Here is a 24,777-nt window from a genome sequence, read left to right as displayed (position 1 = left end):
AAAAAGCGGGCCGTGGCCCGCACCTAACCCAGGTGAACGATCTCAGCCCTTGGGCTTGCGCTGCAAGCCTTCCAGGGCATTGAGGTCCACCTGCGACAGCATGCCGCGCAGGTCCTGCACGCCCACACGGTCGCCTTCGATGCCGACCACCAGACCGTTCTTGAGCACGGTCTTGAACTCGGCGCGGCTGCCGTCCTTGCGGTAGCTCTGGTGCAGGGTGCGGCCGTTTTCCTGCCAGGTCTTTTCGGCGCTGCTCTGGTCTTCCTTCTCGCCCTGGCCCATGCCCATGGCCAGGGCCGCCATCTGGCCCAGGCCGCCGATGTCGATGATCTCGATGCGCACGCGCTTGTCGCCGCTACCGTAAGAGGCGCTGGCCTGGCTGGTGGGCAGGCCCAGGGCCGCGCCGTCCTGCACGTCGAAGCCCGTGCGTGGCATGCCGCCCAACTGCTCGGGCAGCGCGGCCTTGAGGGACTGGGCCGCCACGGCCTGCCCGCCACCCATCATGCCGGCGGCTGCGGCCACGGCACCGCTGTTGGCTGCGGCGATGGCAGCGGGGTCCTGGCTCTTCTGGGCCTTTTCCATCTGGCGTGCGGCCTCTTCCATCTTCTTGCTGGCGGCTTCAAGGCCCGCAGTGTCGATGGTGACCTTGCCGCCGGGGGTGTTCACCGAGATCGCAGGGGCATCGGTACCGCCGAACATGGCGCCGCCACGGGGCATGAAGAGCGAACTCACGGCGCCGATGATGACCCCCACCACGATGCCCGCGACGATCACCACGGCGGTGTAGGCGATGGACTTTTCGGGGTTGCTGCGCATGAGCACCGGCAGGCCCAGGTAGACCAGGTAGATGGAGTACAGCGCCGCGACGAAGCCCAGCATGGCCAGGGCCGGCAGCAGGCTGAAGATGCCGCCCAGCAAGGCTGCCGTGCTGCCGTAGACCGCGACCTTGAGCGCCTGGATGGAATTCTTCTGCCCGCCGAAGGTGGGCGCCAGCGCATCGATGATGAGGCCCAGCACGAACACGCCCACCAGGCTCAGCACGTACGAGACCACCATGTTGATCAGGCCCGAGAAGATGGGCACCCGCATGGTGAAGCCAAAGCCGCCAAAGCCGATCAGCGACATGCCGATGAAACCACAGACCGCAGGGATGATCGCCAGGATCATCAGGTACTGGGTGTACAGCCCCGCCACATCAACCGGCTCAGACTCGATGGTGACCCAGGTCTCCTTGGGTTTGAGAAGAATGCTCTTGACGCGTTCGATCAGGTTCATGGCGGTGCCCTCCCGGCAGTGTGAATGGAGCCCTGCGCCCCCGACATGAGATGCAGGCCTGTTGACAACTGGTGCGGACGATAAGGCAATTGGGAGCACTTACACGCAGGTGCAAAAGCCCGTGGCGCCGCAAATGTGGAATATGCACGGTTTCGGGCGGGCAGGCTACTCCGGCTGTCCGGCAGAAAGCGCCGGTACCCGCTTCGTGCAGGGCCAGATGGTCGCCGTGCCCAAGAGCGCTGCGCCTGGGGCCTGACTTGGGCCACGCTCAACAGCGCTGCTCTACTCAGGCTCCGTCAAGGCACCGCAAGGCTGCGCAAGTCGAGCACCGCCTGGTAACCCGGCTGGTAGCTGGCACGCCGCACCTCCCCGGCAATGGCGCGGCACACCGGCTTGTTCTGCCTGGCCAGCACGAGCCAGGTGGCCTTGATGGCCTGCGCCGACCGCACTGGGTCACTCGCCATCTGCTCGACACGTTGCCAGAACTCAGTACTGCCACGCAGTCGCACGAACCGGGCCATGTACCAGAACTCCCTGCGCACACGCCGCCCCAGGTAGTCCAGGGCAACCCCTTCCAGCTGCTGCAGTTCCTCACGGGTCAGCACGATGCGCTTGAAACGGTGCCACACCACCTGCTTGTGGTAACCAGACCGGTGGTACCAGGGGTCGGCCTGCAGGAACGCCAGTGCACACTTGACGTCGGGGCTGCTGCCGTCGGTGAACTGCTCCCACGCCAGCTCCCCACCTGGAAAGAACAGGTCGCCACACGCTTCATGAAAGTCGGTGCACGCGTCTTGCCACTGCTTGTGGGCTGCCGCAGAGGCCGAAGGGTTTGAATAGGTTTCGTCGATACAGGCGTACAACGCACGCAACCGGGCCGCATGGACGTGCATGGTCTGGACGAGATCGCTCAACGGTACGGCAGGCTCCAAGGGTGCCTGCGGAAAGAAACGCGACATGCCGCGACTGTACTGGCTCAGGGCCGGGTTGCAAACTTGGCCGCGGCGACTACCCACAAATATGGCGGCCTGCTACATCACCCCTGCACAGGCGGCGCAGGCACCGGCTCGCGCGGCGTCTCGGAGGGTGACTGGGATGGCGGCGGCTCCGGCGTCTGGGCCGGTGTCTGGCTGGGCGCTGGCGCAGGGGTCTGCTGCGGCGTCGGGCTGGTTGTGGGCACCGGGGGCTGGTACGGCGACGATGCCGGCGGAGCGGCAGGCCTCAGACCGGGCACGATGGCGGGCGTGTTGACGCCCTGGGCTAGGGCGGCCATGGAACTGAAGACCAGAACCATCCACACGCTGAGCTGTTGAATGAATCGCATAGCTGCTGCCTCCATCAAGGATAGAGGCCAGTATCGCGCGTGCCGCCTGGGCGCCAAGTCGGACAACTGCCCAATCGGCTGCGGCTGCCTAGCTGCGCCGCAAACGATCCACAACCCCCTGCAAATCCTGCGTGAACACCCGCCGATCCCGCCCCGCAGGCAGCTCCGGCTCGCCGTAGTGCACCACGGCCTCTATGGCCGGGGCGCTCAGGGTGCGCCAGATGGAGCCGACCAGGGTTTCGTCGCCGATGTAGCTGGGGGCGAAGCTCAGGTCGCCGGTGGTGCGGTCGACAAAACGCAGGCCCACGGGTTGCACGGGGGCGTTGGCGGCGATGGCGGCCTGGATGAGGTTGGCGTGGAAGGGCAGTATCTCGCGGCCGTCGCCGGTGGTGCCTTCGGGGAAGACGCCGAGAACCTCGCCGCGTTCCAGCGACTCCTGCATGGTGCGCACCATGCGCAGGGCGTCGCGGCGCGAGGCGCGTTCGATGTACAGGGTGCCGGCGGCGGTGGCCAGGCCGCCGATGACGGGCCAGGCCTTGACGTCGGACTTGGAGACGAAGCGGCAGTGGCGGGCCGCGTGCATCACGGGGATGTCGAGCCAGGAGATGTGGTTGGCCACCAGCATGACCGGCCCCGAGACGGGGGGCTGGCCCTGCAGGCGCAGCGAGATGCCGATCTTGACCAAGAGCTCCATGGACCAGGCCTGCACACGGGCGTGCTGCTGGTCGGGCGAGAGCGCGGGAAAGCGCAGCGCCACGATGGCCAGGCCCTTGGCGATGTGGCCCAGCATGCGCAGAAGGCGCCACAGGGCGCGCAGGGCCTTCATCGCGCGGTTGTGAACAGCATGGTACCGACCGGACCGCTCAGCCGCCGCGGTCGAAGGCGACCTGCCCGCCGACCAGGGTGGTGCGCACACGACCCGGCAGCTCGTAGCCAAGGAAGGGGGTGTGCTTGCCCTGGCTGCGCAGTGCGTCGCCATGCACCGTCCACGCGGCGGCGGGGTCGAAGATGCACAGGTCACCCACGCCGCCTTCTACGATCTGGCCCACGCTGGCCTGCAGGGTGCCCAGGGCGCTGCCCAGCACGCGGGCCGGGTCGGCCGTGACGGCCGAGAGGGCGCGGCGCAGGGGAATGCCGCTGTCTTGCGACCACTTGAAGGCCAGGCTCAGCAGCAGCTCCAGGCCGGTGGCTCCGGGCTCGGCCTCGGCGAATGGCAGGGTCTTGGCGTCCTCGTCCACGGGGGTGTGGTCGGACACCAGCACGTCGATGGTGCCGTCGGCCAGCGCGGCGCTGAGCGCGTCGCGGTCGCGCTGCTGGCGCAGCGGGGGCGACAGGCGGGCGCGGCTGTCGAAGAAACCGATGTCCACGTCGGTGAGGTGCAGCGAGTTGATGCTGACGTCGGCGGTGACCTTCAGGCCATCGGCCTTGGCGCGGCGGATCAGTTCCACGCCTGCGGCGCTGCTGATGCGGCACAGGTGCACGTGCGCGCCGGTGCTGCGCTGCAGCTCGAAGATGGTGTGCAGGGCAATGGTTTCGGCCGCCACGGGCACGCCCGACAGGCCAAGGCGCGTGGCCAGCGGGCCGCTGGCGGCCACGCCCTTGCCCAGGTGCAGCTCTTGCGGGCGCAGCCACACGGTGTAGCCGAAGGTGGCGGCGTACTGCAGCGCACGCTGGGTGACCTGGGTGCTGGCCAGCGGCACCTCGGCCTGGCTGAAGCCGACGCAGCCGGACTCGGTGAGTTCGGCCATTTCGGTCAGCACCTCGCCGGCCAGGTTGCGGGTGAGCGCGCCCAGGGGGAACAAGCGCGACTGGTGCAGTTTTTCGGCGCGGAACTTGAGCATCTCCACCAGGCCGGGCTCGTCGAGCACGGGGTCGGTGTCGGGCGGGCAGACCAGGCTGGTCACGCCACCGGCCACGGCGGCGGACATCTCGGATTCGAGCATGCCTTCGTGCTCATGGCCGGGCTCGCGCAGGCGCGCGGCCAGGTCCACCAGGCCGGGCAGCACATAGCAGCCGGCGGCGTCGATCACGCGGTTGGGCGCAAAGTCAGGCGGCACGCGGTTGATGCCAACGATGCGGCCTGCCGCCAGGGCGATGCTGCAGGTCTGGTCAAAACCGGATGCGGGGTCGATCACCCGGCCGTTCTGGATCAGTATCTTCATGCTTCATTTCCTGCAACGATGGACATGACGGCCATGCGCACTGCAATGCCGAAGGTCACCTGCGGCAGGATCACGCTCTGCTGGCCGTCGACGACGGCGGAGTCGATCTCAACGCCGCGGTTGATGGGGCCGGGGTGCATGACGATGGCGTCGGGCTTGGCCAGCTGCAGCTTTTCCTGCGTGAGGCCGAAGCTCTTGAAATACTCCTGGCTCGATGGCAGCAGCGCGCCGCTCATGCGCTCGTTCTGCAGGCGCAGGGTGATGACCACGTCGGCGTCCTTGATGCCCTCTTCGAGCGTGTGGCACACGCGCACACCCATCTGCGACATGTCGGACGGCACCAGGGTGCGCGGGCCCACCACGCGCACCTCGGCGCAGCCCAGGGTGGTCAGGCCGTGGATGTCGGAGCGCGCCACGCGCGAGTGCAGCACGTCGCCGACGATGGCCACCGTGAGGTTGCTGAAGTCCTTCTTGTAATGGCGGATGGTGTACATGTCCAGCAGCCCCTGCGTGGGGTGGGCATGCCGGCCGTCGCCCGCGTTGATCACGTGCACGTGGGGGGCCACGTGCTGGGCGATGAGGTAGGGTGCACCCGATTCGCTGTGCCGCACCACGAACAGATCGGCCGCCATGGCCGAGAGGTTGGCGATGGTGTCGAGCAGCGATTCGCCCTTGCTGGCCGAACTGCGCGCGATGTCGAGGTTGATCACGTCGGCCGACAGGCGCTTGGCCGCGATCTCGAAGGTGGTGCGTGTGCGGGTGCTGTTCTCGAAGAACAGGTTGAACACGCTCTTGCCGCGCAAGAGGGGCACCTTCTTGACCTCGCGGTCGTTGACGCTCACGAAGTTGGCGGCGGTGTCGAGGATGTGCGTGACGATGTCGCGCGGCAGGCCTTCGATGGACAGCAGGTGGACGAGTTCGCCGTGGCCGTTGAGTTGGGGGTTGCGCTTGTGCAGCACGGTCAGGCCTCTTGGACGGGATGGACTTGGAATTGGAAGACACCCTGCTCGTCGCGCGCCAGGGCCAGCGATTGGGTGGCCGGCAGCGCCACACGGGCGGCGGCAAACTCGGCATGCACCGGCAGCTCGCGCCCGCCACGGTCGACCAGCACGGCCAGGCGCACACTGGCGGGGCGGCCGTAGTCGAACAGCTCGTTGAGCACGGCGCGGATGGTGCGGCCGGTGTACAGCACATCGTCGAGCACGATGATGTCGGCGCCGTTGACGTCAAAGGGCAGCGTGGTCTGCGCGCCGGCCGACAGGCCGCGCTGGGCAAAATCGTCGCGGTGCATCACCGACGAGAGCACGCCGGGGGCGCCTTCGAGGCCCAGGTCCTTCTGCAGGCGCTCGGCCAGCCAGGCGCCGCCCGAGGCGATGCCCGCCAGGCGCGTGCTGCCGGGGCTCATCATGCTGCGCACGCCGCGCAGCAGCTCGCGGTACAAGGCCTCGGCGTCGAGCACCAGGCTGCCGCCGGATGCGGCAGGTGCGCCCGATGAGGGGGTCGTCGTCGTCATGGAAGATTCCTCAAAAACTGTTCCAGGATGATGCAGGCCGAGGCGGCATCGGCATCCTTGGCGCCACCGGCAAGGGCCTCGGTGGTGCTGTAGCGCTCGTCGACCTCGAACACCTGCAAGCCGAAGCGGCCGCGCAGCTGGCGCCCGAACTTGAGGGCGCGCTCGGTGTTCTCGTGGCTGGCGCCATCGGGGTGGAAGGGCACGCCGATCACCAGGGCGTCGGGCTGCCACTCCTTGATGCGCTGGGCCACCTGTACGAAGCGGGCGTCGCCCTCGGCCTTGATGGTCTCTTGCGGGCTGGCGCTGCGCAGCAGCCGGTTGCCAGTGGCCACGCCCGTGCGCTTCTGGCCAAAATCGAAAGCGAGAAAGGTCTGGAAATACGCAGGAACAGCCGGCTGGGCGGGCAAGCCAGTCATGCGTGCCCCGCCTCGGGCGAGAGCATCCAGGCCTGCAGGCCCAGCAGGGCCAGCGCGCGGTCGTAACGCTCGGCCACGGGGGTGTCAAAAATCACCGACAGGTCGGCCGCCACGGTGAGCCAGGCGTTTTCGCCCAGTTCCGATTCAAGCTGGCCCTCGCCCCAGGACGAATAGCCCAGGGTGATGAGCACCCGGCGCGGGCCTGCGCCCGTGGACAGGGCTTCGAGCACGTCCTTGGAGGTGGTCATCTCCAGGCCGCCGGGAATGGTCATGGTGGAGGCGTAGGCCGATTCGTCGGTTTCGGCCCGGTCCATGAGCATGGGTTCGTGCAGCACGAAGCCGCGCTCGGTCTGCACCGGGCCGCCCGAGAAGACGGGCGCGGTGCGCAGGTCTTCCCGGCGCAGGGACAGGTCGACCTTGTCGAACAGGCCCTTCAGGGTGATGTCGGTGGGCTTGTTGATGATGAGCCCTAAAGCGCCACGCTCGCTGTGCTCGCACAGGTAGACCACACTGCGCGCGAAAGACTCATCCTCCAGACCGGGCATCGCGATCAGGAAGTGATGCGTCAGGTTGATGGGCGCAGAATCGATAGACATATGTGCAATTTTAACGGTGAACATGGAGCCCTCTTATTCCACCGGACTCGTCTGGTTCCGCCGCGACCTGCGAGCGACCGATCACGCCGCCCTGTACCACGCCCTGACCGCATGCCAGAAGGTGCACTGCGCCTTCGTTTTCGACACGGAAATCCTCGACCCCCTGCCCAGAAAGGACCGGCGCGTGGAGTTCATCCGCGAGTCGCTGGTGGAGCTGGACGAGCACCTGCGCACCCTGTCGGGCCATGCCAGCGGGGGGCTGATCGTGCTGCACGCGGTGGCCAGCGATGCCCTGCCCGCCCTGGCCGAGGAGCTGAAGGTGGATGCCGTCTACACCAACCACGACGACGAGCCCCAGGCCCTGGCGCGCGACAGCCGGGTGCGCACCCGGCTGGCGGCGGCCGGGCGGGCGTTTCACACCTACAAGGACCACACGCTGTTCGAGCGCAGCGAGGTGCTCACCCAGACGGGCAAGCCCTACAGCGTGTTCACGCCCTACAAGAACGCCTGGCTCCGCAAGATCGACGCCTTCTACCTGAAGAGCTACCCCGTGCAACGCCATGCGGGCCGCCTGGCACCCCGGCCCGAGGCACACCGCCGGGCGGTACCCGGTTTGCAGGCCCTGGGATTCGAGCCTGCAGGGCTGTCGCAGCTGGCCCTGCCTACGGGGGCCAGCGGCGCGCAGCGCCTGTTCGAGGATTTTCACCAGCGCATCGCGCGCTATGAGGACACACGCAACTTTCCGGCCATCAAGGGGCCGAGCTACCTGAGCGTGCACCTGCGCTTTGGCACCATCTCCCCGCGCCTGCTGGCCCGCACGGCCCATGCGCTGATGGTGCAGGGCAACCAGGGCGCCGCGACCTGGCTCAGCGAGCTGATCTGGCGCGACTTCTACCACCAGATCCTGGCGCACCACCCGCAGGTGGTGGAGCACAGCTTCAAGCCGGCCTATGACGCTATTCGCTGGGAGAGCGGCCCCGAGGCCAAAGAACTTTTTGCAGCCTGGTGCGAGGGCCGCACCGGCTACCCGCTGGTGGATGCGGCCATGGCCCAGATCAACCAGACGGGCTACATGCACAACCGCCTGCGCATGGTGGTGGCCAGCTTTCTGGTGAAGGACCTGGGCATCGACTGGCGCTGGGGCGAGGGCTACTTTGCCACCCACCTCAACGACTTCGACCTGGCGGCCAACAACGGCGGCTGGCAGTGGGCCAGTTCCAGCGGCTGCGATGCACAGCCCTATTTCCGCATCTTCAACCCTGTGAGCCAGAGCGAGAAGTTCGACGCCAAGGGCCAGTTCATCCGCAAGTACCTGCCGCAGCTGGCCGGCCTGCCCGATGCGGCCCTGCACGCCCCGTGGGCAGCCAAGCCGCTGGAGCTGCAGGCAGCCGGGGTGGTGCTGGGCAGCACCTACCCGCACCCCATCGTGGACCACGACGAGGCGCGCAAGCGCACGCTGGAAAGGTATGCCGTGGTGAAGACTGCGGCTGAATGAGGGCGCTGCAGCCGCCCGGGCAAGGCGGTGCGTTCAGAACCTCGAGTCGCGCGGCTTCTCGGCCATCTGCATGCCGCCATCGTCGATGGCCAGTGAATTGCCAGATGCCAGGCGCAGGCGCAGGGTGACATCGGTGCGGTTGTCGGCATTGGCCACGGCCTCGGCCGGAGTGATGGAGCCGGCCTCCACCAGGGCCAGCAGCGATTGGTCGAAGCTGCCCATGCCCTGCTCGGTGCCGCGGATGATGGCGGTCTTGAGCTCGTCGACCTGGCCCTTCTGGATCAGGTCGGCCACATAGGGCGTGAGCAGCATGACCTCGGTGGCAGGCACCAGGGTGCCCTTGACGCTCTTGATCAGGCGCTGCGCGACGACGGCCTTCAGGCTCAGCGACAGATCCATCAGCAGCTGCTGGTGGGCCGTCTCGGGAAAGAAGTTCAAGATGCGCTGCACCGACTGGCTGGCGTTGTGCGCATGCAGGGTGGACACGCACAGGTGGCCCGACTGGGCGTAATGCAGCGCATGCTGCATGGTGGCGCGGTCGCGGATCTCGCCGATCAGGATCACGCTGGGTGCCTCGCGCATGGCGCGGCGCAGGGCCTCGTCGTACGACAGCGTATCGAGCCCCACTTCGCGCTGGGTGACCAGGGACTTCTTGTGGTTGTGCAGGTACTCGATGGGGTCCTCGATGGTGAGGATGTGCCCGTTGGCGTGCTCGTTGCGGTGGTCCAGCATGGCCGCCAGCGTGGTGGTCTTGCCCGAACCGGCGGCCCCCACGGTCAGGATCAGCCCGCCGTTCAGGAACGCCAGCTGCTTGAGCACGGGTGGCAGGCCCAGTTGGTCAAGCTGCGGAATGTTCGACACCACATGCCGCACCACGATGCCGACCTGGCCGCGCTGCATGTGGATGTTGAAGCGAAAGCGCTCGCCGTCCGGCGTGGTGTACGAGAGGTCGCACTCCATGGTGGCCTCGAACTCCTCGCGCTGCGCCTTGCGCATCACCGAGTAGGCCATCATGCGGATATCGTCGGCGCCCAGCACCTGGCGCGAGATGGGCACGTAAAGCCCCTGGCGCTTGACCGTGGGCGAGGCGCCCGCGAGCAGAAACAGGTCGGACGCGCCTTCGCGCGCCACCAGGCCCAGGCAGGCCAGCAGCCGGCTGTCGCCGGCAGGTGAAGTCGACTCCATCGGTACCTCTGATCAGGCTGACAGACACAAAAAAGCCGCAGGTCCCCACAAACACCAACGCCTGCACCGGTGAGGGATGCAGGCGTCGGGTGGTTTGTCAGGCCTCTGCGGCAGCGGCGATGCGGGCGTAGTGCTGAATCAGGCTGAGCAGCTCTTCGTCCGAGTAAGGTTTGCCCAGGTAGTGGTTCACCCCGAGCTCCATCGCGTGCTCGCGGTGCTTCTCGGCAATCCGCGAGGTGATCATGATGATGGGCAGGTCACGCAGGGCACCGTCGGCGCGGATGTTGCGCGCCAGATCGAAACCGTCCATGCGGGGCATTTCGATGTCCGACAGCACCACCGTGGGGCGCTCGTCCTGCAGTCGTTCCAGCGCTTGCAGGCCGTCTGCGGCCAGGGCCACGCGGTAGCCTTCGCGCTGCAGCAGGCGCTGCGTGACGCGGCGCACGGTGATGGAATCGTCCACCACCAGGATCAGAGGCACCTGGCTGATGCCCGATGGCAGCGGCGCAACGGTCGCACCCTTGGCATCCACCCGGTCGGTGACCATCGGCAGGTCGGCGCTGGCAGCACGCACTTGGTCGCCGTACACGGTGGACAGGGCCACCGGGTTGTAGATCAGCACCACGGCCCCCGAAGCCAGCACGGACATGCCGGCCAGGCCAGGCAAGCGCGACAGCTGCGGCCCGAGGTTCTTCACCACCACTTCCTGGTTGCCCAGCACTTCGTCCACGTGCATGGCGATGCGCTGCGAGGCGCTTCGGAAGACCACCACGGGGCGGGTCTTGCCGACCGATTCATGGCTGCGGGCCGAGGCCTGCAGCAGCGCACCGGCCCAGAAGAAGGGCAGTTGCTCCGTGCCGTCATTGAAGTGGCTGGACTTGTAGGCTTCCTGCAGGTCGGCCACCGAGGTACGGCGCACGATTTCCACCAGGTTGGCAGGCACCCCGATGGACAGATCGCCGGCACGCAGCATCACCACCTGCGTGACCGCCGTGGTCAGGGGCAGGATCATGCGGAAGGCAGCGCCCTTGCCGGTTTCGGTCGTGGTCTCGATGCGGCCGCCCAGGGCGTTGATCTCGGAGCGGACCACGTCCATGCCGATGCCCCGTCCGGCCAGGCCCGTGACTTCACTGGCGGTACTGAAACCGGGCGTGAAGATCAGGTTGGCGGCGTCGGCATCGCTCAGGTCCAGGCCCGGCTCGATGAGCCCCTGGGAGATGGCCTTTTCGCGGATGCGCGGCAGGTTCAGGCCGGCGCCGTCGTCGCGGAACTCCACCGACACGTCGTTGCCTTCGTGGTGCAGGTCCACCGTGATGGTGCCCGATGCCGGCTTGCCGGCGGCCACGCGGGCTTCGGGGTTCTCGATGCCGTGGGCCACGCAGTTGCGCAGCAAGTGCTCGAAGGCGGGGGTCATGCGGTCCAGCACGCCGCGGTCCATTTCAATGGAGCCGCCGGTGATGTCGAGCTTGATCTGCTTGCCGGTTTCCTTGGACGCCTGGCGCACCACGGCGTACAGGCGCTCGGCGATGCCTTCGAACTCCACCATGCGGGTGCGCAGCAGATCGCGCTGCAGCTCACGCGCCTGGCGGCCCTGGGCGATCAGGTCGTCTTCGGCGCCTTCCATGGTGCGCTGCAGGTTGCGCTGCACGGTGGCCACGTCGTTGACGGACTCGGCCATCATGCGGGTCAGCTCCTGCACGCGGGTGAAGCGGTCGAACTCCAGCGGGTCGAAGCCAGCAGCCGAGTCCTTGGACAGCGCCAGGCGCGACTGCATCTGCGATTCGGCCTGCACTTCGATGTCGCGCAGTTGCAGGCGCAGGCGGTCCAGGTTGCCCGACAGGTCGGTCAGTGAGGAACGGAACTGCGACAGGCGCACGTCCAGCCGCGAGCGGCTGATCATCACCTCGCCCGCCTGGTTGACCAGGCGGTCCAGCAGCTGGGCACGCACCCGCACCGACTGGTTCGCAGCGACACGCAGCGGTGCCAGTTGCGACGGACCTGCCAGGCGAGCGGCCGGCGCCACGGTGGCAGCGGCAGGCCGTTGCTCCGGGGTGCCGGCTGTGGTTGCCGCAGCGGCGGCGGGCTGTGCAGCTGCGACGGCAGGCGCTTGGGTAGCCACCGGCAGTGTGACGACGGCATCGGCCGGGCCCTGGCTGCCAATGGCGCTCAGGGCGGCGAAGTTGGCCTGCAGGCCGTCGAAGCTGGCCTGCAGCGGCTCGATCTCGGCGCTGGTGACGGTGTCCACATCGAGCTGCTCGATGGCGGACTCCAGGCGGTGGGCCATTTCGCCCAGGCGCATGGCACCGGCCAGGCGCGAGCTGCCCTTGAGCGTGTGCAGGGCGCGCAGCACTTCGCTGCGGGCACCCAGGTTGTCGGGGCGCGAGGCCCATTGGCGCAGGGCGCCACCCAACTGGGGCAGCAGTTCCTGGGCTTCTTCCTCGAAGATCGGGAAGAGGTCGGGATCGATCACGTCGATGACGTCGATGTCATCGTCAAGGTCGGACGACAACGCCACCGCACGCGCGATGGCGTCGTCCACATCCTGGTCGTGGTCGCTGTCGTGCACCACCGGCGACAGCGCGGGTGCCACATGCCCGGTAGGGACCACGGAGAGAGCGGGCGCCACCTCAGCCGCTGCCAGCGCTGCCGCAGCGGAATCTTCAGCCTCGGCCTCAGCATCGCGGACTGGCTCATCGTCGATCTCATCCTCGATCGGCGTCAGGGTGTTGTCGACCTCGGTCTGCAGGATCTGGCGCAGCGCTTCCAACACTTCCTGGCTGGGCTCCTTGAGGAAGCCGGCGGCGAACTGGTGCAGCAGGCGGCGGATGTCTTCCGCCGCATCCATGAAGACACGGGCCTGTTCTTCGGACCCGCGCGTCTGCAGTTGTACATGCTGCAGCGCATGCTCAAGCACACGTGCCATTTCGGACAGCGCATTGAAACCCACCGTGGCGGAGCTGCCCGCCAGCGAATGCGCGAGGGCCACGGCCGTGTCCGGCAGGGGTTCGTGCAGCTCCAGCGACCATTCCTGCAGGCAGGTGACGAGGCGGCGCGACCATTCGTCGGCTTCGTTCAGGTAGACGTTGTACAGCGGGATGCCGATGCGCAGCGTCTCGATGACCTTGACGGCCTCGTCGAAGGAAGCCTCTTCGGCCACGGGCGCAGCGACCGGTGCCACGGGGGCAGCGGGGGTCTCTGGCCCCGCGTCCAGGACGGGCTCCAGCACCGCTTCAACAGGTTCGGCCACCACGGCCGGGGCCTGCAGTTCAGGCTCGGGGACAAACTCCAGAACGGCTTCGGGCTCTGGCACGGCCTCGGGCTGTGCGGGGGCGCCGGCTTCCAGCAACTGGTCGTCGAGCGCGAATTCGAACGGAGTGTCGAACACGGCCTGCACCACGGGCTCGGGCACGGGTGCAGGAGCGGGCTCAGCGGCCACCTCGAAGGCATCGAGCAGCGGCAGGTCGAAGTCCACCACGGTGGCGGCGACTGGCTCGACCACAACGGGAGGTTCGATGGCGGCCGGTGCGTCGATGCCGTCGGGCACCTGCGCGACGGCTTCGGCGAACACCGCGAAGTCGATCTCTTCGGTGACCGTGGAACTGGTGTCGGGCACGTCCTTGGGCGCCTCGAGCGCGATGATCTCGGGCTCGACGGCGTCTTCAGGGACTTCGGTGGAGACGAAGTCGGCGTGGACGATTTCTTCCTCTTCGTGCGGCAAGGCTTCGGGCGCTGGCTCCAGGGCGACGGGGGCATCGACCAGCTCCGGCACGGGCGCGAAGTCTTCCACCGGCTGGGGCACGGTTTCAGGCAGCTCGGCGGGTACGTCGGCCACGGTGTTGTCGGCAGGCACCTCGATCAGGGAGGCGACCTCGGCAGGGCCGCCCGTCAATGGCAGCAAGGTGCCATCGTTGCGCATGGCTTCTGCGGCCTTGCGGAAGGCCTCGGGTTGCCAATGGGTCGGGTTGCCCGAGGCCAGGCTGTCGGCCCAGTCGCCAAAGGCGTGCAGCGTATCGGTGGACAGCTGCAGCAAGGGCGCGTGCATGGGCTTTTGTTCAGCCAGCCAGGCGTTGAGCACCTGCTCCATCGACCAGGCGGCTTCGCCGAAGTCGTTGAGGCCCACCATGCGCGAGCTGCCCTTCAAGGTATGGAAGGCACGGCGCAGCGTGGTCTGCTCGCTCAGTTCACCCGGCTCATTGCGCAGGGTGGCGATGGCTGCCAAGCCGGTGGTGACGACTTCGCGCGCTTCCTCCAGGAAGATTTCGAGCAGTTCGTCTTCGACGTCCACCGGGGGGCGCACCACGGGGGCCGGCAAGGCGGCAGCTGGCGCCGGGGCTGGCGCGGGCGCCACAGGTGATGCAGGCGCATCACCCAGGTGGCCGAAGCCGATGTCGGGAGCCAGTTGCTCGACCGGCGCCGGGGCGGGCGCGGGCTCGGCAAATTCGCCGGGCAGGGGCGAGAAGTCGGTGGGGGCACTTTCGGGCTCTTCGACCGGGAAGCGCGGCACCACATCGGGCAGCGGAATGGCGGCGCGCTCTTCGAGCTTGGCGGGCGTGACTTCCTGGGTGTCGCTGACGCGGGCGCGCGTGCGGCCCGTGAGGATGCGCAACTCGCCCAGTTCCTCGTCATAGACGAAGAGCTTGCGCGCCATGGCGCGCTGGTAGCTGAGCATGTCGATCAGGAAGCCCAGGGCCCCCATGCTGCTGCCCAGCTTCTCGAAGACGGGCTGGCGCTCTTCCTCGGGGATGTCGTTGATCAGCAGGCGGTCCACGGTGTCGCGCATGCGCACCACGGCCAGCGAGGCCTGGTCCAGGCCAAGCACGGACAGCACGCCGCGCATCTGCGCCATGTGCCCGGGCACCGGGGCCAGCACCGTGGGGTCCTTGGGGTCGCGGAAGAACAGGTCCAGCGATTTTTCCGCCTCGGCCAGGGTGGCGCGCAGTTCGTCCACCACGCTGCCCATGGTCTGGTTGTCGCTGACACGGCGGTACAGCTCTTCCATCCAGCCTTCCAGGGGCTCGGGTTCGGCACCGGTGCCCACGGCTTCGAGCCGCTCGGACAGGCGGGCGGCGCGCACGGCCATCTGGTCTTCGGCCGCATCGAGCTCTTCGAACGCAGCCTGCAGGTACAGCACCGAGGTGGCCACTTCCATGGCCAGCGCAGCCGATGGCGGCTCGCCGGACTTGGTGGTGGCATCCATCACGTGCGTGAGCGCTGTGGCCAGCTTCTCGCTGCCAGGGCTGAGCTTGCGCAGCGAATCGCAGACCAGGCTGAACTGGTCGGCAGCGGGCTTGATCTTGTTGCGGTCACCGCCGGCCAGGGCCGACCAGGTTTCGGTGGCGGCGGCAATGCGCTTTCGGGCCTGGGCCAGCACGGCAGGGTCGAAACGGCCAAAGCGCGCGGTGTCGTAGTCCACCGGCTTGAAGCGGTCCAGGCTGAAGGCATGGCGCACGGTCATCAACGCGGGGAACCTGGCCTCCGCGCCCGCAGGCACCGTGGTCTGCGAGCAGAAGAACAGCAGGTCCTGCACCAGGCGGTCGGCAATGGTGTTGTCGCCCTTGGCCAGGGTGGCGTATTGCATGAGCACGCGGGAAGCCACGCGCTTCACATACACGTCCGCCGGCAGCAGGCCGCCGGCAAAGGCTTCGAAGAAGGCGGCGCAGATCTTCCAGAACGCGCGCGACTGGCGGTCCGACTGGGCCGCAACCAGGCCCAGGCAGGTTTCGTACATGCTGCGGGCGGCCTTGAGGTCGCCCGTCTTGACGATGCGCAGCACCGCCGCGTCCAGGTGTGCCCGCGCCTGCGGGCCATAAGGCAGGGGTTCCGCAGGAATGGTGACTTCCGGCTCGCGGAAACGCCGCTCCACAGGCCACAGGTCTGCGGGGTGCACGCGCTCGGCTCCGGCCAGCGCCTGGGCTTCACGGTACTGGGGGAACAGGGCAACGGGCGAGACGGACTTGCCGGACAGCACGCTTTCCAGGTATTCGATCAGGCCGAAGCTGGCTTTTTCGATGGTGCTGGTGGCCTCATCGGTGCACAGCTCAGGGCGTTGCACAAAGCGCTGGACGGCGGACTCCATGGCCCGCAGCACGAGCGCCGGAGGCCCCATGCCGACCATTTCCAGCGCGCCGCTGGCCTGGTGCAGTTGCTGCCTTGCAATGCGCAAGGCGCCGGCGTCGAGCGCCGCAAGGTCCGACTCGGTCGCTGTTTCCACATCGCGCACAAAGCGGCGCATCGATTTGACGGCGCCCCCCAGGGATTTGCGCAGTTCGTCGAGCACCCAAGCCAAAGGACCCAGGTCCTGCTCTCCCTGGGTCCAGTCTGCGGCCGGTGCATTTTTGACATCAATAGATGGCATGGGTTCGTCCCCGGCTGCAATGAGCCAGCTGGTTGATGACTACGGATCGCCTCAGGCGATCTTGAAACGGGCGACAGACTGGCGCAATTCTTCAGCCATGTGCGAGAGTTCGCGCACCTGCTGGGCCGTCGTGCGGGTACCTTCACCGGTCTGTTCCGTCACGGCAAAAATGTGCTGGATGTTGTCGGCCACTTCGTTGGCCAGAACGGCTTCACGGGAGGTCGAGGACGAGATCTGTTCAATCAGGTCGGCCAAGCGGCGCGACACGCGGTCAATTTCCGTCAGTGCGGTACCGGCGCTGTCGGACAGTCGGGCCCCTTCCACCACACCCTGCGTGGAGCGCTCCATAGCGGCCACGGCATCCTGGGTGTCGGTCTGAATGGCCTTCACCAGGGCCGAAATCTGGCGCGTGGCGTCGGCGGAGCGTTCAGCCAGTCGCTGCACTTCTTCGGCCACCACCGAGAAGCCTCGGCCGGCTTCACCGGCGGATGCGGCCTGGATGGCGGCGTTCAGTGCCAGCACGTTCGTCTGCTCGGTAATGTCGGAAATCAGCTCGGTGATTTCACCGATCTCCTGCGACGATTCGCCCAGGCGCTTGATGCGCTTGGAGGTGTCCTGGATCTGGTCGCGGATGGAGTTCATACCGCCGATGGCGTTCTGCACGGCCTGCAGACCGGAGTCGGCGGCTTGCAGCGATTGGCGGGCCACCGTGGCGGACTCTTGCGCCTGGGTGGACACTTCGTTGATTCGGGTCGCCATGTCCAGAACGGAGCGGCCGGTTTCGCGAATTTCGCGCAGCTGCTCGGTCGAGGCGGCGAGCAGTTCGGTCGAGGTGCTGTCCACCTGGGCCGTCGTCTGTGCCACGCGGGTCGCCGTGTTCTGCACGCTGCCCACCAGCTGGCGCAGTTCTTCCACCGTGTAGTTCACCGAGTCGGCGATGGCGCCCGTGATGTCTTCGGTCACGGTGGCTTCCTGGGTCAGATCGCCTTCAGCGACCGACTGCAGTTCGTTCATCAAACGCAAAATGGCGGCCTGGTTGGCGTCGTTGACGCGCTTGGCTTCCTGCTCCTGGCGCTTGGCGTCCTTTTGCTGCGATTCGGCAGCCGTCTGGCGGCCCCGGCTGTCCAGCAGTTGAACGCGCGAGATGCCGATACCGCACAGCAACACGAACAGGCCGGCAAGGGCCAGGGCACCGATCTGCCCGGCGCCAAGGCCGGTCTGTGCGGACAGCTTGCCCTGCAGGTTTTCCAGTTGGCGGCGCAGCGGTTCGCTGTCGGCAATGATGGCGGACTGTGCTTCACGGGCGGACACCAGGCCCTGCAGGTTGCCCAGAATGGCACTGGCCTGCGTGCGGGTCTGCTCGTACAGCTTCACCAGGCCGTCGAGTTGCTCGCGCGTCTGGCCGTCCTTGGTGGCGGACAGGCGCAGCTCGGGGCTGCCGTCCAGCAGGCCCTGTGCGATTTCCTTGAAGGAGTTCAAGTCCTTGCCCAGCAGGAACACGGCCTCTGGGCTCACGCCTTCCATGGTCTGGAATTCGTTGGCGGACTTGCCGATGCGCTGGGTCAACATCACCAGTTGGCCGGCGGCCGAGATTTCGGCGGCGGGGGCGTTCTGCTGCAGCTTGAGCGAAGACACCGTTTCGGCGATTTCGAGCAGGTCGGACGACTGGCGGTTGATGGTGCGCAGAGCGTCACCCACCTGGGTCAGGATCTTTTGCTGGCCCATCACCACGCCGGCGTTGCGCTCGGCGCGCTCCATCAGGGGCGTCACGGCGTCCAGATCGGGCTTGTAGGGCTCGCCCAGCGATTGCACGCCGAGTTCGTTGTCGCCAGCGGTCAGGGCGCGCACGTTGCGCGCCAGCACGCCCGAGCTTTCCACCACGTCGGGGAAGGCCTGGGGGCTACCAACCAGCGCCTGCGACACCGACTTGGCCAGGCGCTGCGACTGCATCAGGGACTGGCCGGTAGCGGCGAGCTGCTGTGCGGAGCGGTCTGCCTGCTGCAGCACCCAGAAAGCGATCGCACCCAGCACCACCACGCCAACGGCCAGCAAGGCCAGCAGGCGGCGCTGGTGGCCGGCCGCCGTGGAGGTGCCCAGCACCGGCAGGGAGATCAGATCTTCATCACTGTCGGGTTCGGTGAGCTCGGGTGCATAGCCGCCCGGGTCGCCCTGCACGCTGTTCATGGCATCGCTCTGGTACTCGCGCAGCGCCGCTGCTTCGAGCGAACCGGTCCCCAGCACGTCCTGACCGTCATCGGCCGCAGCATGGCCTGCTGCGGCGTCCGGCGCTCCGGGTTTCCGGTTGAACAGTTTTCCAAATTGATTGACGACGGACATGGTGCAGCCTTACAGAAAAACTCAAGCACTGATGCTCAGAAAAGCGGGATGTTGGGACAGGATCTGCAGATTGAGCTCCTGCCAGCGCGCGCCACCTGCATCGATGTAGGTGGTGCCGAAAAATGCGGGAGATTCGGGTGCAGGCGGCTCGGAGGACACAAAGGACTCCGTACCCCGCAGGCCGGCCAGCCGGTCCACCAGCAAGGCGGCATTCACTTCAAGCACGGCATTGAAGGCCAGCAGGCTGGACTCGGACAGCGCCTGCTCGGTGCGCGTGACCGTGGTGCCCAGCATGCCGGCGAGGTCGGCCACACCGACCAGCCCGCCGCGCAGGTTGGCGACACCGAGGAACCAGCTTTGCGTGTACGGCACGGGCTGGACGGTGACCCAAGGAAAAATCTCGCCCGACTGGGCGAGAGGTAGAAGGTAGTACTGCCCTGCTGTCTCGACAGCCAGCCAGGACGATACGGACAAGCCTTCCGTCCTGGCGGCCTGAAGACGGCTGGCCAGTCGGACTTGTAGCTCGCGGAGGGCTTCGCGGTTGGCCATGAACGCGCCGCTGCCTCAGTTCAGCGCGTCAATCTTGGCCTGCAGCTCGGCGGGATCCACCGGCTTGGTGATATAGCCGCGCGCGCCCTGGCGCATACCCCAGACCCGGTCGGTCTCCTGGTTCTTGCTGGTGCACATGATGATGGGCACATCGGCGTACAGCGGATCACGGGTGATCGCACGCGTGAGCTGAAAGCCGTTCTGGCCTGGCATCACTACGTCCATGAGGATCAGGTCGGGTTTGTCTTCGGCCAGGCGGCGGAAGGCCTCCTCGGCGTTCTCGGCTGTGCGCACCTGCATGCCTTTTTTCTGCAGCAGGTCGGTCAGAAACATCAACTCGGTCTTCGAATCGTCGACGACCAGAACTTTCTGGATGGGCATTACATCGCTCCTTGTTGGGAATTGCCGAATTGCTGCACGGCCTGCAGCAACTGGTCTTTGGTAAACGGTTTGGTGAGATATTCCTGGCAGCCGACCATGCGCCCGCGCGCCTTGTCGAATACGCCGTCCTTGGAGGACAGCATCACCACCGGGGTATCTGCGAAACGGGCGTTGCGCTTGATGATCGCGCAGGTCTGGTACCCGTCGAGCTTGGGCATGAGAATGTCACAGAAAATCAGCTGAGGCTGGTAATCGTTCACTTTCGCCAAAGCATCAAAGCCGTCGTCAGCCAACAAGACTTCGTGCCCCCCCTGCTTGAGAAAAATCTCGGCGCTTCGGCGGATGGTATTGCTGTCATCCACCACGAGCACTTTGAAAGATGCGCCTGTTGTAGTCAATTGCTAATGCTCCCGATGGAAAAACAAACAGCGCGGCCCGAGCCGCGCATCAAATCTGAACCATCTCGAAATCTTCCTTGCGGGCGCCACACTCAGGACAGGTCCAATTCATGGGCACCTGGTCCCATGGCGTGTTGGGGGCGATGCCGTGCTCGGGCGCACCCTCTGCCTCGTCATAAATCCACCCGCAGATCAAACACATCCAAGTTTTAGAGTCGATCACAGCTTAAAGGGCCTTCACATAGAATGCAACGATTGTATCTAGTCATCTCCCCGGGCTGCAGCTTCCGTGCCACCCCCGATGCCGCCACTGGACCATGACCACATCTGCATTCCCCCCTCCCGACACCGAACACGCCGACGACGAATCCGGTGATGAAGCGAGCCCGGCCTGCGTGCTCGTTTTCAACGCCAGCGACCCCAGCGGCGCGGGTGGCCTGACGGCAGACATCACCACTATCGCATCGGTCGGCGGCCACCCCATCGCGGTGGTCACGGGGGCCTACGCGCGTGATACGGCGCAGATATTCGACCATTTCAGCTTCGACGACGAGGCCGTCTCCGAGCAGGCCCGGGCGGTGCTCGAAGACATGCCCGTGCAGGCCATCAAGGTGGGTTTCGTGGGCAGCCCCGAGAACATCAGCGCCATCGCCGAAATAACCACAGACTATGACGAAGTCCCGGTGATAGCGTACATGCCCAACCTGTCCTGGTGGACGGAAGAGCAGATCGACGAGTACCTGGACGCCTTCCGTGAGCTGTTGTTGCCGCAAACCTCAGTGTTGGTAGGAAACCACAGTACGCTGTGGCGCTGGCTGTTGCCGGACTGGAAGAGCGACCGCAGCCCCACCGCGCGCGACATTGCCCGGGCGGCTTCCGAGATGGGCGTGCCCTACACCCTGGTCACCGGCATCCCCCTGCCCGAGCAGTTCGTCGAGAACGTGCTGGCCTCGCCCCAGACGGTGCTGGGCAGCGGCAAGTTCGAGCTGTTCGACGCCACCTTCTCGGGCGCGGGCGACACCCTGTCGGCCGCACTCACGGCCCTGGTGGCCAGCGGCAACGACCTGGGCGAGGCCACCAGCGAAGCGCTGGGCTACCTGGACCGCTGCCTGGACGCCGGTTTCCGCCCCGGAATGGGGCACATCGTGCCCGACCGCATGTTCTGGGCCCAGCCCGACGACGAGGACGGCGAAGACGACGACGCCCCGATTGACGACACAGCAGCCATCGAAGGCTTTGTGATGCCCCCCCATGACACCAAGCACTGATCTCAACATCCCCCTGTTCGAACGCGCCAAGGCGCTCATCCCCGGCGGCGTGAACTCGCCCGTACGGGCCTTCAAGGCCGTGGGCGGCACGCCGCGCTTCGTCAAGCGTGCCCAGGGCGCCTACTTCTGGGACGCCAACGACCAACGCTTCATCGACTACATCGGCTCCTGGGGGCCGATGATCCTGGGCCACGGCCACCCGGCGGTGCTCGAAGCGGTGCAGAAGGCGGCGCTCGAAGGTTTCAGCTTTGGCGCGCCGACCGAGCGCGAGGTGGAGCTGGCCGAGGAGATCATCGGCCTGGTGCCCTCGATGGAGATGATCCGGCTGGTCAGCTCGGGCACCGAGGCGGGCATGAGCGCCATCCGCCTGGCGCGTGGCGCCACGGGCCGCAGCAAGATCATCAAGTTCAACGGCTGCTACCACGGCCATGCCGACGCGCTGCTGGTCAAGGCCGGCTCGGGCCTGGCCACCTTCGGCAACGCCACCAGTGCGGGCGTGCCGCCCGAGGTGGTGCAGCACACCCTGGTGCTGGAATACAACGACATTGCCCAGCTCGAAGAAGCCTTTGCCCTGCACGGCAAGGAACTGGCCTGCCTGATGATCGAGCCGATCGCCGGCAACATGAACTTCGTGCGCGCGAGCGTCCCCTTCATGCAGCGCTGCCGCGAACTGTGCACGGAATATGGTGCGCTGCTGGTGCTGGACGAGGTGATGACCGGTTTCCGCGTCGGCCTGACCAGTGCGCAAGGCGTGTATGCCAAGAGCATCCCCGGCTTCAAGCCCGACATCACCGTGCTGGGCAAGGTGATCGGCGGCGGCATGCCGCTGGCCGCCTTTGGCGGGCCGCGTGCCATCATGGAGCATCTGGCGCCCATCGGCGCCGTGTACCAGGCCGGCACGCTGTCGGGCAACCCGGTGGCCACGGCCTGCGGCCTGGCCACGCTGCGCGAGATCACGAAGCCCGGCTTCTTTGATGCCCTGTCGGCACGCACCCAATCGCTGGTGGATGGCCTCAAGGCCGCCGCCGCCGCCGAAGGCGTGCCCTTCAGCGCCGACTGCGAGGGCGGCATGTTCGGCTTCTTCCTCTTGCCCACCCTGCCCCAGAGCTACCCCGAGGTGCTCACCACCGACAGCGCGCGCTTCAACCAGCTGTTCCATGGGCTGCTGGACCGCAGTATCTATATAGCACCGGCGCTGTACGAAGCCGGTTTCGTGAGCGCGGCCCACAGCGAAGAAGACATCGCTGCCACGGTGGCCGCTGCGCGCGAGGTCTTCAAGAGCCTCGCAAGCTGAAGCTACAAGAGGCCGCGCAGTTCGCGCGCGGCTTCCTGCAGCAAGGGCAACATCTCCCTTTGCAGGCTGCCCTCGTCCAGTTGCCTGGGCGAGGCCACCACGTTGAGCGCCGCCACGGTCTGCCCCTGCAGGTTGCGCAGCGGCACGGCCAGGGCATGCACGCCCAGCTCGTGCTCTTCCACCGCCAGGCAATAGTCGTCGCGCCGCGCACGCGCGATGGCCTGGCGCAACGGCCCCACCTGCGTGAGCGTATGGGGCGTGAGCCGCTGCAGCGTGGCACCCTTGAGCCAGGTGGTGAGTGCCGCCGCCGGCAGCGCCGCCAGCAGCACCCGCCCGGTGGACGTGGGGTGGGCCGGCAGCCGCGCCCCCAGGTGCAGGCCGTAGGCCAGCACGCGCGAGGGCGCGCCATACACCCCGCTGCGCGCCACGATCACGACCTCGCTGCCGTCGAGCACCACGGCCGAAAAGGACTGCTGGGTCTGCGCGGCCAGCCGGTTCAGCGTGGGCTGCAGCACGCGCGGCAGCCGGGCCGACGCCAGGTAGCTGCCCGAAAAGCGCAGCACCTTGGGCGCCAGCCAGAAGTAGCTGCCATCGCTTTCCAGGTAGCCCAGGTGCGCCAGCGTGAGCAGGTGCCGACGCGCCGCCGCCCGGGTGAGCCCCGTGCGCTGCGCTGCCAGCGAGGCATTGAGGCGCTGGCGCTCGGTGTCGAAACTCTCCAGCACAGCCATGCCCTTGGCCATGCCCTCAATGAAGTCGGCCTTGGCGATGGGGGTGGTGCTGGAGGTCATGGTCGGCAGAAAAGATCGGTACATCAAGGATTGCGCGATGATCGCACAAAGCATCTGTACATCGCACGCAACCGGCCAGCCGGCACCCCGCGTTGACCTGCGTCAACCTACGCTTGGGCCTTGCCTTCGAGCCGGTGCTCGGGGCCTTCCTTCCCCAGCTTTGCGAGGTTCCCCCATGCGTACCCAGGTTGCCATCATCGGCGCCGGCCCGGCCGGTCTGCTGCTCGGCCAGTTGCTGCACACATCCGGCATCGACGCCGTCATCATCGAGCAGCGCAGCGCCGACTACGTGCTCGGCCGCATCCGCGCCGGCGTGCTCGAACAGGTCACCATGGACCTGCTGGAGAAAGCCGGCGTGAGCGCCCGCGCCCATGCACAGGGCCTGCCGCACGACGGCATCGAGCTGTTGTTCAAGGGCCAGCGCCACCGCATCGACCTGCATGCGCTCAGCGGCGGCAGCCGCGTGACGGTGTACGGCCAGACCGAGGTCACGCACGACCTGATGGATGCGCGCTCCGCTGCGGGCCTGGTCACCGTATATGAAGCCGGCAACGTCCGCGTGCACGACTTCGACGGTGGCAAGCCCCGTGTGACCTATGAGAAGGATGGCCAGGCGCACGAGATCACCTGCGACTTCATCGCCGGCTGCGACGGCTACCACGGCGTGTGCCGCGCCAGCGTGCCCGAGGGCGCGCTCAAGACCTATGAACGCGTCTACCCCTTCGGCTGGCTGGGCGTGCTGGCCGATGTGCCGCCGGTTTCGCACGAGCTGATCTACGCCAACACCGAGCGCGGCTTTGCGCTGTGCAGCATGCGCAGCACCACGCGCAGCCGCTACTACCTGCAGGTGCCCGACACCGACAAGCTGGAGAACTGGAGCATCGACCAGTTCTGGGCCGAACTGGGCAATCGGCTGGACCCCGAGGCGCGCGCGAACCTGGTGACCGGCCCGGCGCTGGAGATGAGCATCGCGCCGCTGCGCAGCTTCGTGGCCGAGCCCATGCGCTTTGGCCGCCTGTTCCTGGCCGGCGACGCGGCCCACATCGTGCCGCCCACGGGTGCCAAGGGCCTGAACCTGGCGGCCAGCGACGTGGGTTACCTGTGGAACGCCTTCGCCGATCATTACGGCGACAAGTCGGATGCCGGCATCGATACCTACTCCGACCGCTGCCTGCGCCGCGTGTGGCGCGCCGAACGCTTCTCGTGGTGGTTCACCTCGCTGATGCACCGTTTTCCGGACACCGGCGAGTTCGGCCAGAAGATGCAGGAGGCCGAGCTCGACTACCTGGTCCACTCGCGCGCCGCATCCACCGCGCTGGCCGAGAACTATGTGGGGCTGCCGATGGATTTCGGGGCGCAGGCAACAACGTCGGCACACGGGCGCTGACAACGGGGTGGCCGTTCATCGGTCCGTCACACCGCCATGCGAGCCTTGGCGGAT

General features: G+C 66.9%; 21 protein-coding genes. 4 read left to right on the top strand and 17 right to left on the bottom strand.

Annotated elements, in window-relative coordinates:
* Positions 1–42: 42 nt before the first annotated feature.
* The 9 genes from ASE31_RS11425 to ASE31_RS11385 all read right to left on the bottom strand — a co-directional run bounded on the left by ASE31_RS11425 (position 43) and on the right by ASE31_RS11385 (position 7,286).
* Positions 43–1,275 (bottom strand): Yip1 family protein, encoded by a 1,233-nt coding sequence (locus ASE31_RS11425; protein ID WP_057201759.1) that lies wholly within the window; start codon positions 1,273–1,275, stop codon positions 43–45.
* A 296-nt stretch (positions 1,276–1,571) separates the two neighbouring features.
* Complete coding sequence (locus tag ASE31_RS11420) at positions 1,572–2,189, bottom strand: hypothetical protein (protein ID WP_157412450.1); 618 nt, start codon at positions 2,187–2,189, stop codon at positions 1,572–1,574.
* A 122-nt stretch (positions 2,190–2,311) separates the two neighbouring features.
* A complete protein-coding gene (locus ASE31_RS31570) occupies positions 2,312–2,599 on the bottom strand; it encodes a hypothetical protein (RefSeq protein WP_157412449.1) in 288 nt (95 codons plus the stop codon).
* An 88-nt stretch (positions 2,600–2,687) separates the two neighbouring features.
* On the bottom strand, positions 2,688–3,425 hold the full coding sequence (locus tag ASE31_RS11410; protein WP_057201756.1) for a 1-acyl-sn-glycerol-3-phosphate acyltransferase: 738 nt from the start codon (positions 3,423–3,425) through the stop codon (positions 2,688–2,690).
* Positions 3,426–3,462: 37 nt separating this feature from the next.
* The gene (locus ASE31_RS11405) at positions 3,463–4,761 is read right to left on the bottom strand and encodes a dihydroorotase (RefSeq protein ID WP_057201755.1); all 1,299 of its coding nucleotides are present in this window, start codon (positions 4,759–4,761) and stop codon (positions 3,463–3,465) included.
* Positions 4,758–5,720: an aspartate carbamoyltransferase catalytic subunit gene (locus ASE31_RS11400; RefSeq protein WP_057201754.1), complete on the bottom strand. Its 963-nt coding sequence runs from the start codon at positions 5,718–5,720 to the stop codon at positions 4,758–4,760. Before ASE31_RS11400 ends, ASE31_RS11405 begins: the two co-directional genes overlap by 4 nt.
* A gap of 2 nt (positions 5,721–5,722) precedes the next feature.
* Positions 5,723–6,274, bottom strand: coding sequence for a bifunctional pyr operon transcriptional regulator/uracil phosphoribosyltransferase PyrR (gene pyrR, locus ASE31_RS11395; protein WP_057201753.1), 552 nt, complete (start codon positions 6,272–6,274; stop codon positions 5,723–5,725).
* Positions 6,271–6,690: a Holliday junction resolvase RuvX gene (ruvX, locus tag ASE31_RS11390; RefSeq protein ID WP_057201752.1), complete on the bottom strand. Its 420-nt coding sequence runs from the start codon at positions 6,688–6,690 to the stop codon at positions 6,271–6,273. The genes pyrR and ruvX overlap by 4 nt, the downstream gene beginning before the upstream one ends.
* Positions 6,687–7,286: a YqgE/AlgH family protein gene (locus ASE31_RS11385; protein ID WP_057201751.1), complete on the bottom strand. Its 600-nt coding sequence runs from the start codon at positions 7,284–7,286 to the stop codon at positions 6,687–6,689. The genes ruvX and ASE31_RS11385 overlap by 4 nt, the downstream gene beginning before the upstream one ends.
* Before the next feature lie 22 nt (positions 7,287–7,308).
* On the opposite strand from ASE31_RS11385, the gene ASE31_RS11380 reads away from it, so the two are divergent.
* A complete protein-coding gene (locus ASE31_RS11380) occupies positions 7,309–8,781 on the top strand; it encodes a deoxyribodipyrimidine photo-lyase (protein WP_057201750.1) in 1,473 nt (490 codons plus the stop codon).
* A 33-nt stretch (positions 8,782–8,814) separates the two neighbouring features.
* Here the strand turns inward: ASE31_RS11380 and ASE31_RS11375 are convergent, their stop codons facing one another.
* From ASE31_RS11375 to ASE31_RS11345, 7 genes are all read right to left on the bottom strand, one after another.
* Positions 8,815–9,966 (bottom strand): PilT/PilU family type 4a pilus ATPase, encoded by a 1,152-nt coding sequence (locus tag ASE31_RS11375; RefSeq protein WP_057201749.1) that lies wholly within the window; start codon positions 9,964–9,966, stop codon positions 8,815–8,817.
* 97 nt (positions 9,967–10,063) lie between these two features.
* Positions 10,064–16,321, bottom strand: a complete 6,258-nt coding sequence (locus tag ASE31_RS11370) for an Hpt domain-containing protein (RefSeq protein ID WP_057201748.1) — start codon at positions 16,319–16,321, stop codon at positions 10,064–10,066.
* A gap of 51 nt (positions 16,322–16,372) precedes the next feature.
* Entirely contained in the window at positions 16,373–18,658 is a 2,286-nt protein-coding gene (locus ASE31_RS11365; RefSeq protein ID WP_057201747.1) for a methyl-accepting chemotaxis protein, read from the bottom strand.
* A gap of 21 nt (positions 18,659–18,679) precedes the next feature.
* Entirely contained in the window at positions 18,680–19,207 is a 528-nt protein-coding gene (locus ASE31_RS11360) for a chemotaxis protein CheW (RefSeq protein ID WP_057201746.1), read from the bottom strand.
* Positions 19,208–19,222: 15 nt separating this feature from the next.
* Complete coding sequence (locus ASE31_RS11355; RefSeq protein WP_007853160.1) at positions 19,223–19,588, bottom strand: PleD family two-component system response regulator; 366 nt, start codon at positions 19,586–19,588, stop codon at positions 19,223–19,225.
* Positions 19,588–19,986, bottom strand: coding sequence for a PleD family two-component system response regulator (locus ASE31_RS11350; RefSeq protein WP_005796099.1), 399 nt, complete (start codon positions 19,984–19,986; stop codon positions 19,588–19,590). The genes ASE31_RS11355 and ASE31_RS11350 overlap by 1 nt, the downstream gene beginning before the upstream one ends.
* Positions 19,987–20,035: 49 nt before the next feature.
* The gene (locus ASE31_RS11345; RefSeq protein WP_082604130.1) at positions 20,036–20,209 is read right to left on the bottom strand and encodes a rubredoxin; all 174 of its coding nucleotides are present in this window, start codon (positions 20,207–20,209) and stop codon (positions 20,036–20,038) included.
* A 94-nt stretch (positions 20,210–20,303) separates the two neighbouring features.
* On the opposite strand from ASE31_RS11345, the gene ASE31_RS11340 reads away from it, so the two are divergent.
* Together ASE31_RS11340 and hemL are read left to right on the top strand one after the other, a co-directional pair.
* Positions 20,304–21,254 (top strand): bifunctional hydroxymethylpyrimidine kinase/phosphomethylpyrimidine kinase, encoded by a 951-nt coding sequence (locus ASE31_RS11340; RefSeq protein ID WP_057201745.1) that lies wholly within the window; start codon positions 20,304–20,306, stop codon positions 21,252–21,254.
* A complete protein-coding gene (gene hemL, locus ASE31_RS11335) occupies positions 21,238–22,548 on the top strand; it encodes a glutamate-1-semialdehyde 2,1-aminomutase (RefSeq protein ID WP_057201744.1) in 1,311 nt (436 codons plus the stop codon). Before ASE31_RS11340 ends, hemL begins: the two co-directional genes overlap by 17 nt.
* Positions 22,549–22,550: 2 nt before the next feature.
* On the opposite strand, the gene ASE31_RS11330 is transcribed toward hemL, so the two are convergent.
* Positions 22,551–23,336 (bottom strand): IclR family transcriptional regulator C-terminal domain-containing protein, encoded by a 786-nt coding sequence (locus ASE31_RS11330; protein ID WP_057201743.1) that lies wholly within the window; start codon positions 23,334–23,336, stop codon positions 22,551–22,553.
* A gap of 175 nt (positions 23,337–23,511) precedes the next feature.
* On the opposite strand from ASE31_RS11330, the gene pobA reads away from it, so the two are divergent.
* The gene (gene pobA / locus ASE31_RS11325) at positions 23,512–24,723 is read left to right on the top strand and encodes a 4-hydroxybenzoate 3-monooxygenase (RefSeq protein ID WP_057201742.1); all 1,212 of its coding nucleotides are present in this window, start codon (positions 23,512–23,514) and stop codon (positions 24,721–24,723) included.
* Positions 24,724–24,777: the final 54 nt, after the last annotated feature.

Origin of the sequence: Acidovorax sp. Root217, from assembly GCF_001428645.1 — a bacterium.
GTDB lineage: Bacteria > Pseudomonadota > Gammaproteobacteria > Burkholderiales > Burkholderiaceae_C > Acidovorax.
This window is presented reverse-complemented; position numbering and strand designations above follow the sequence as displayed.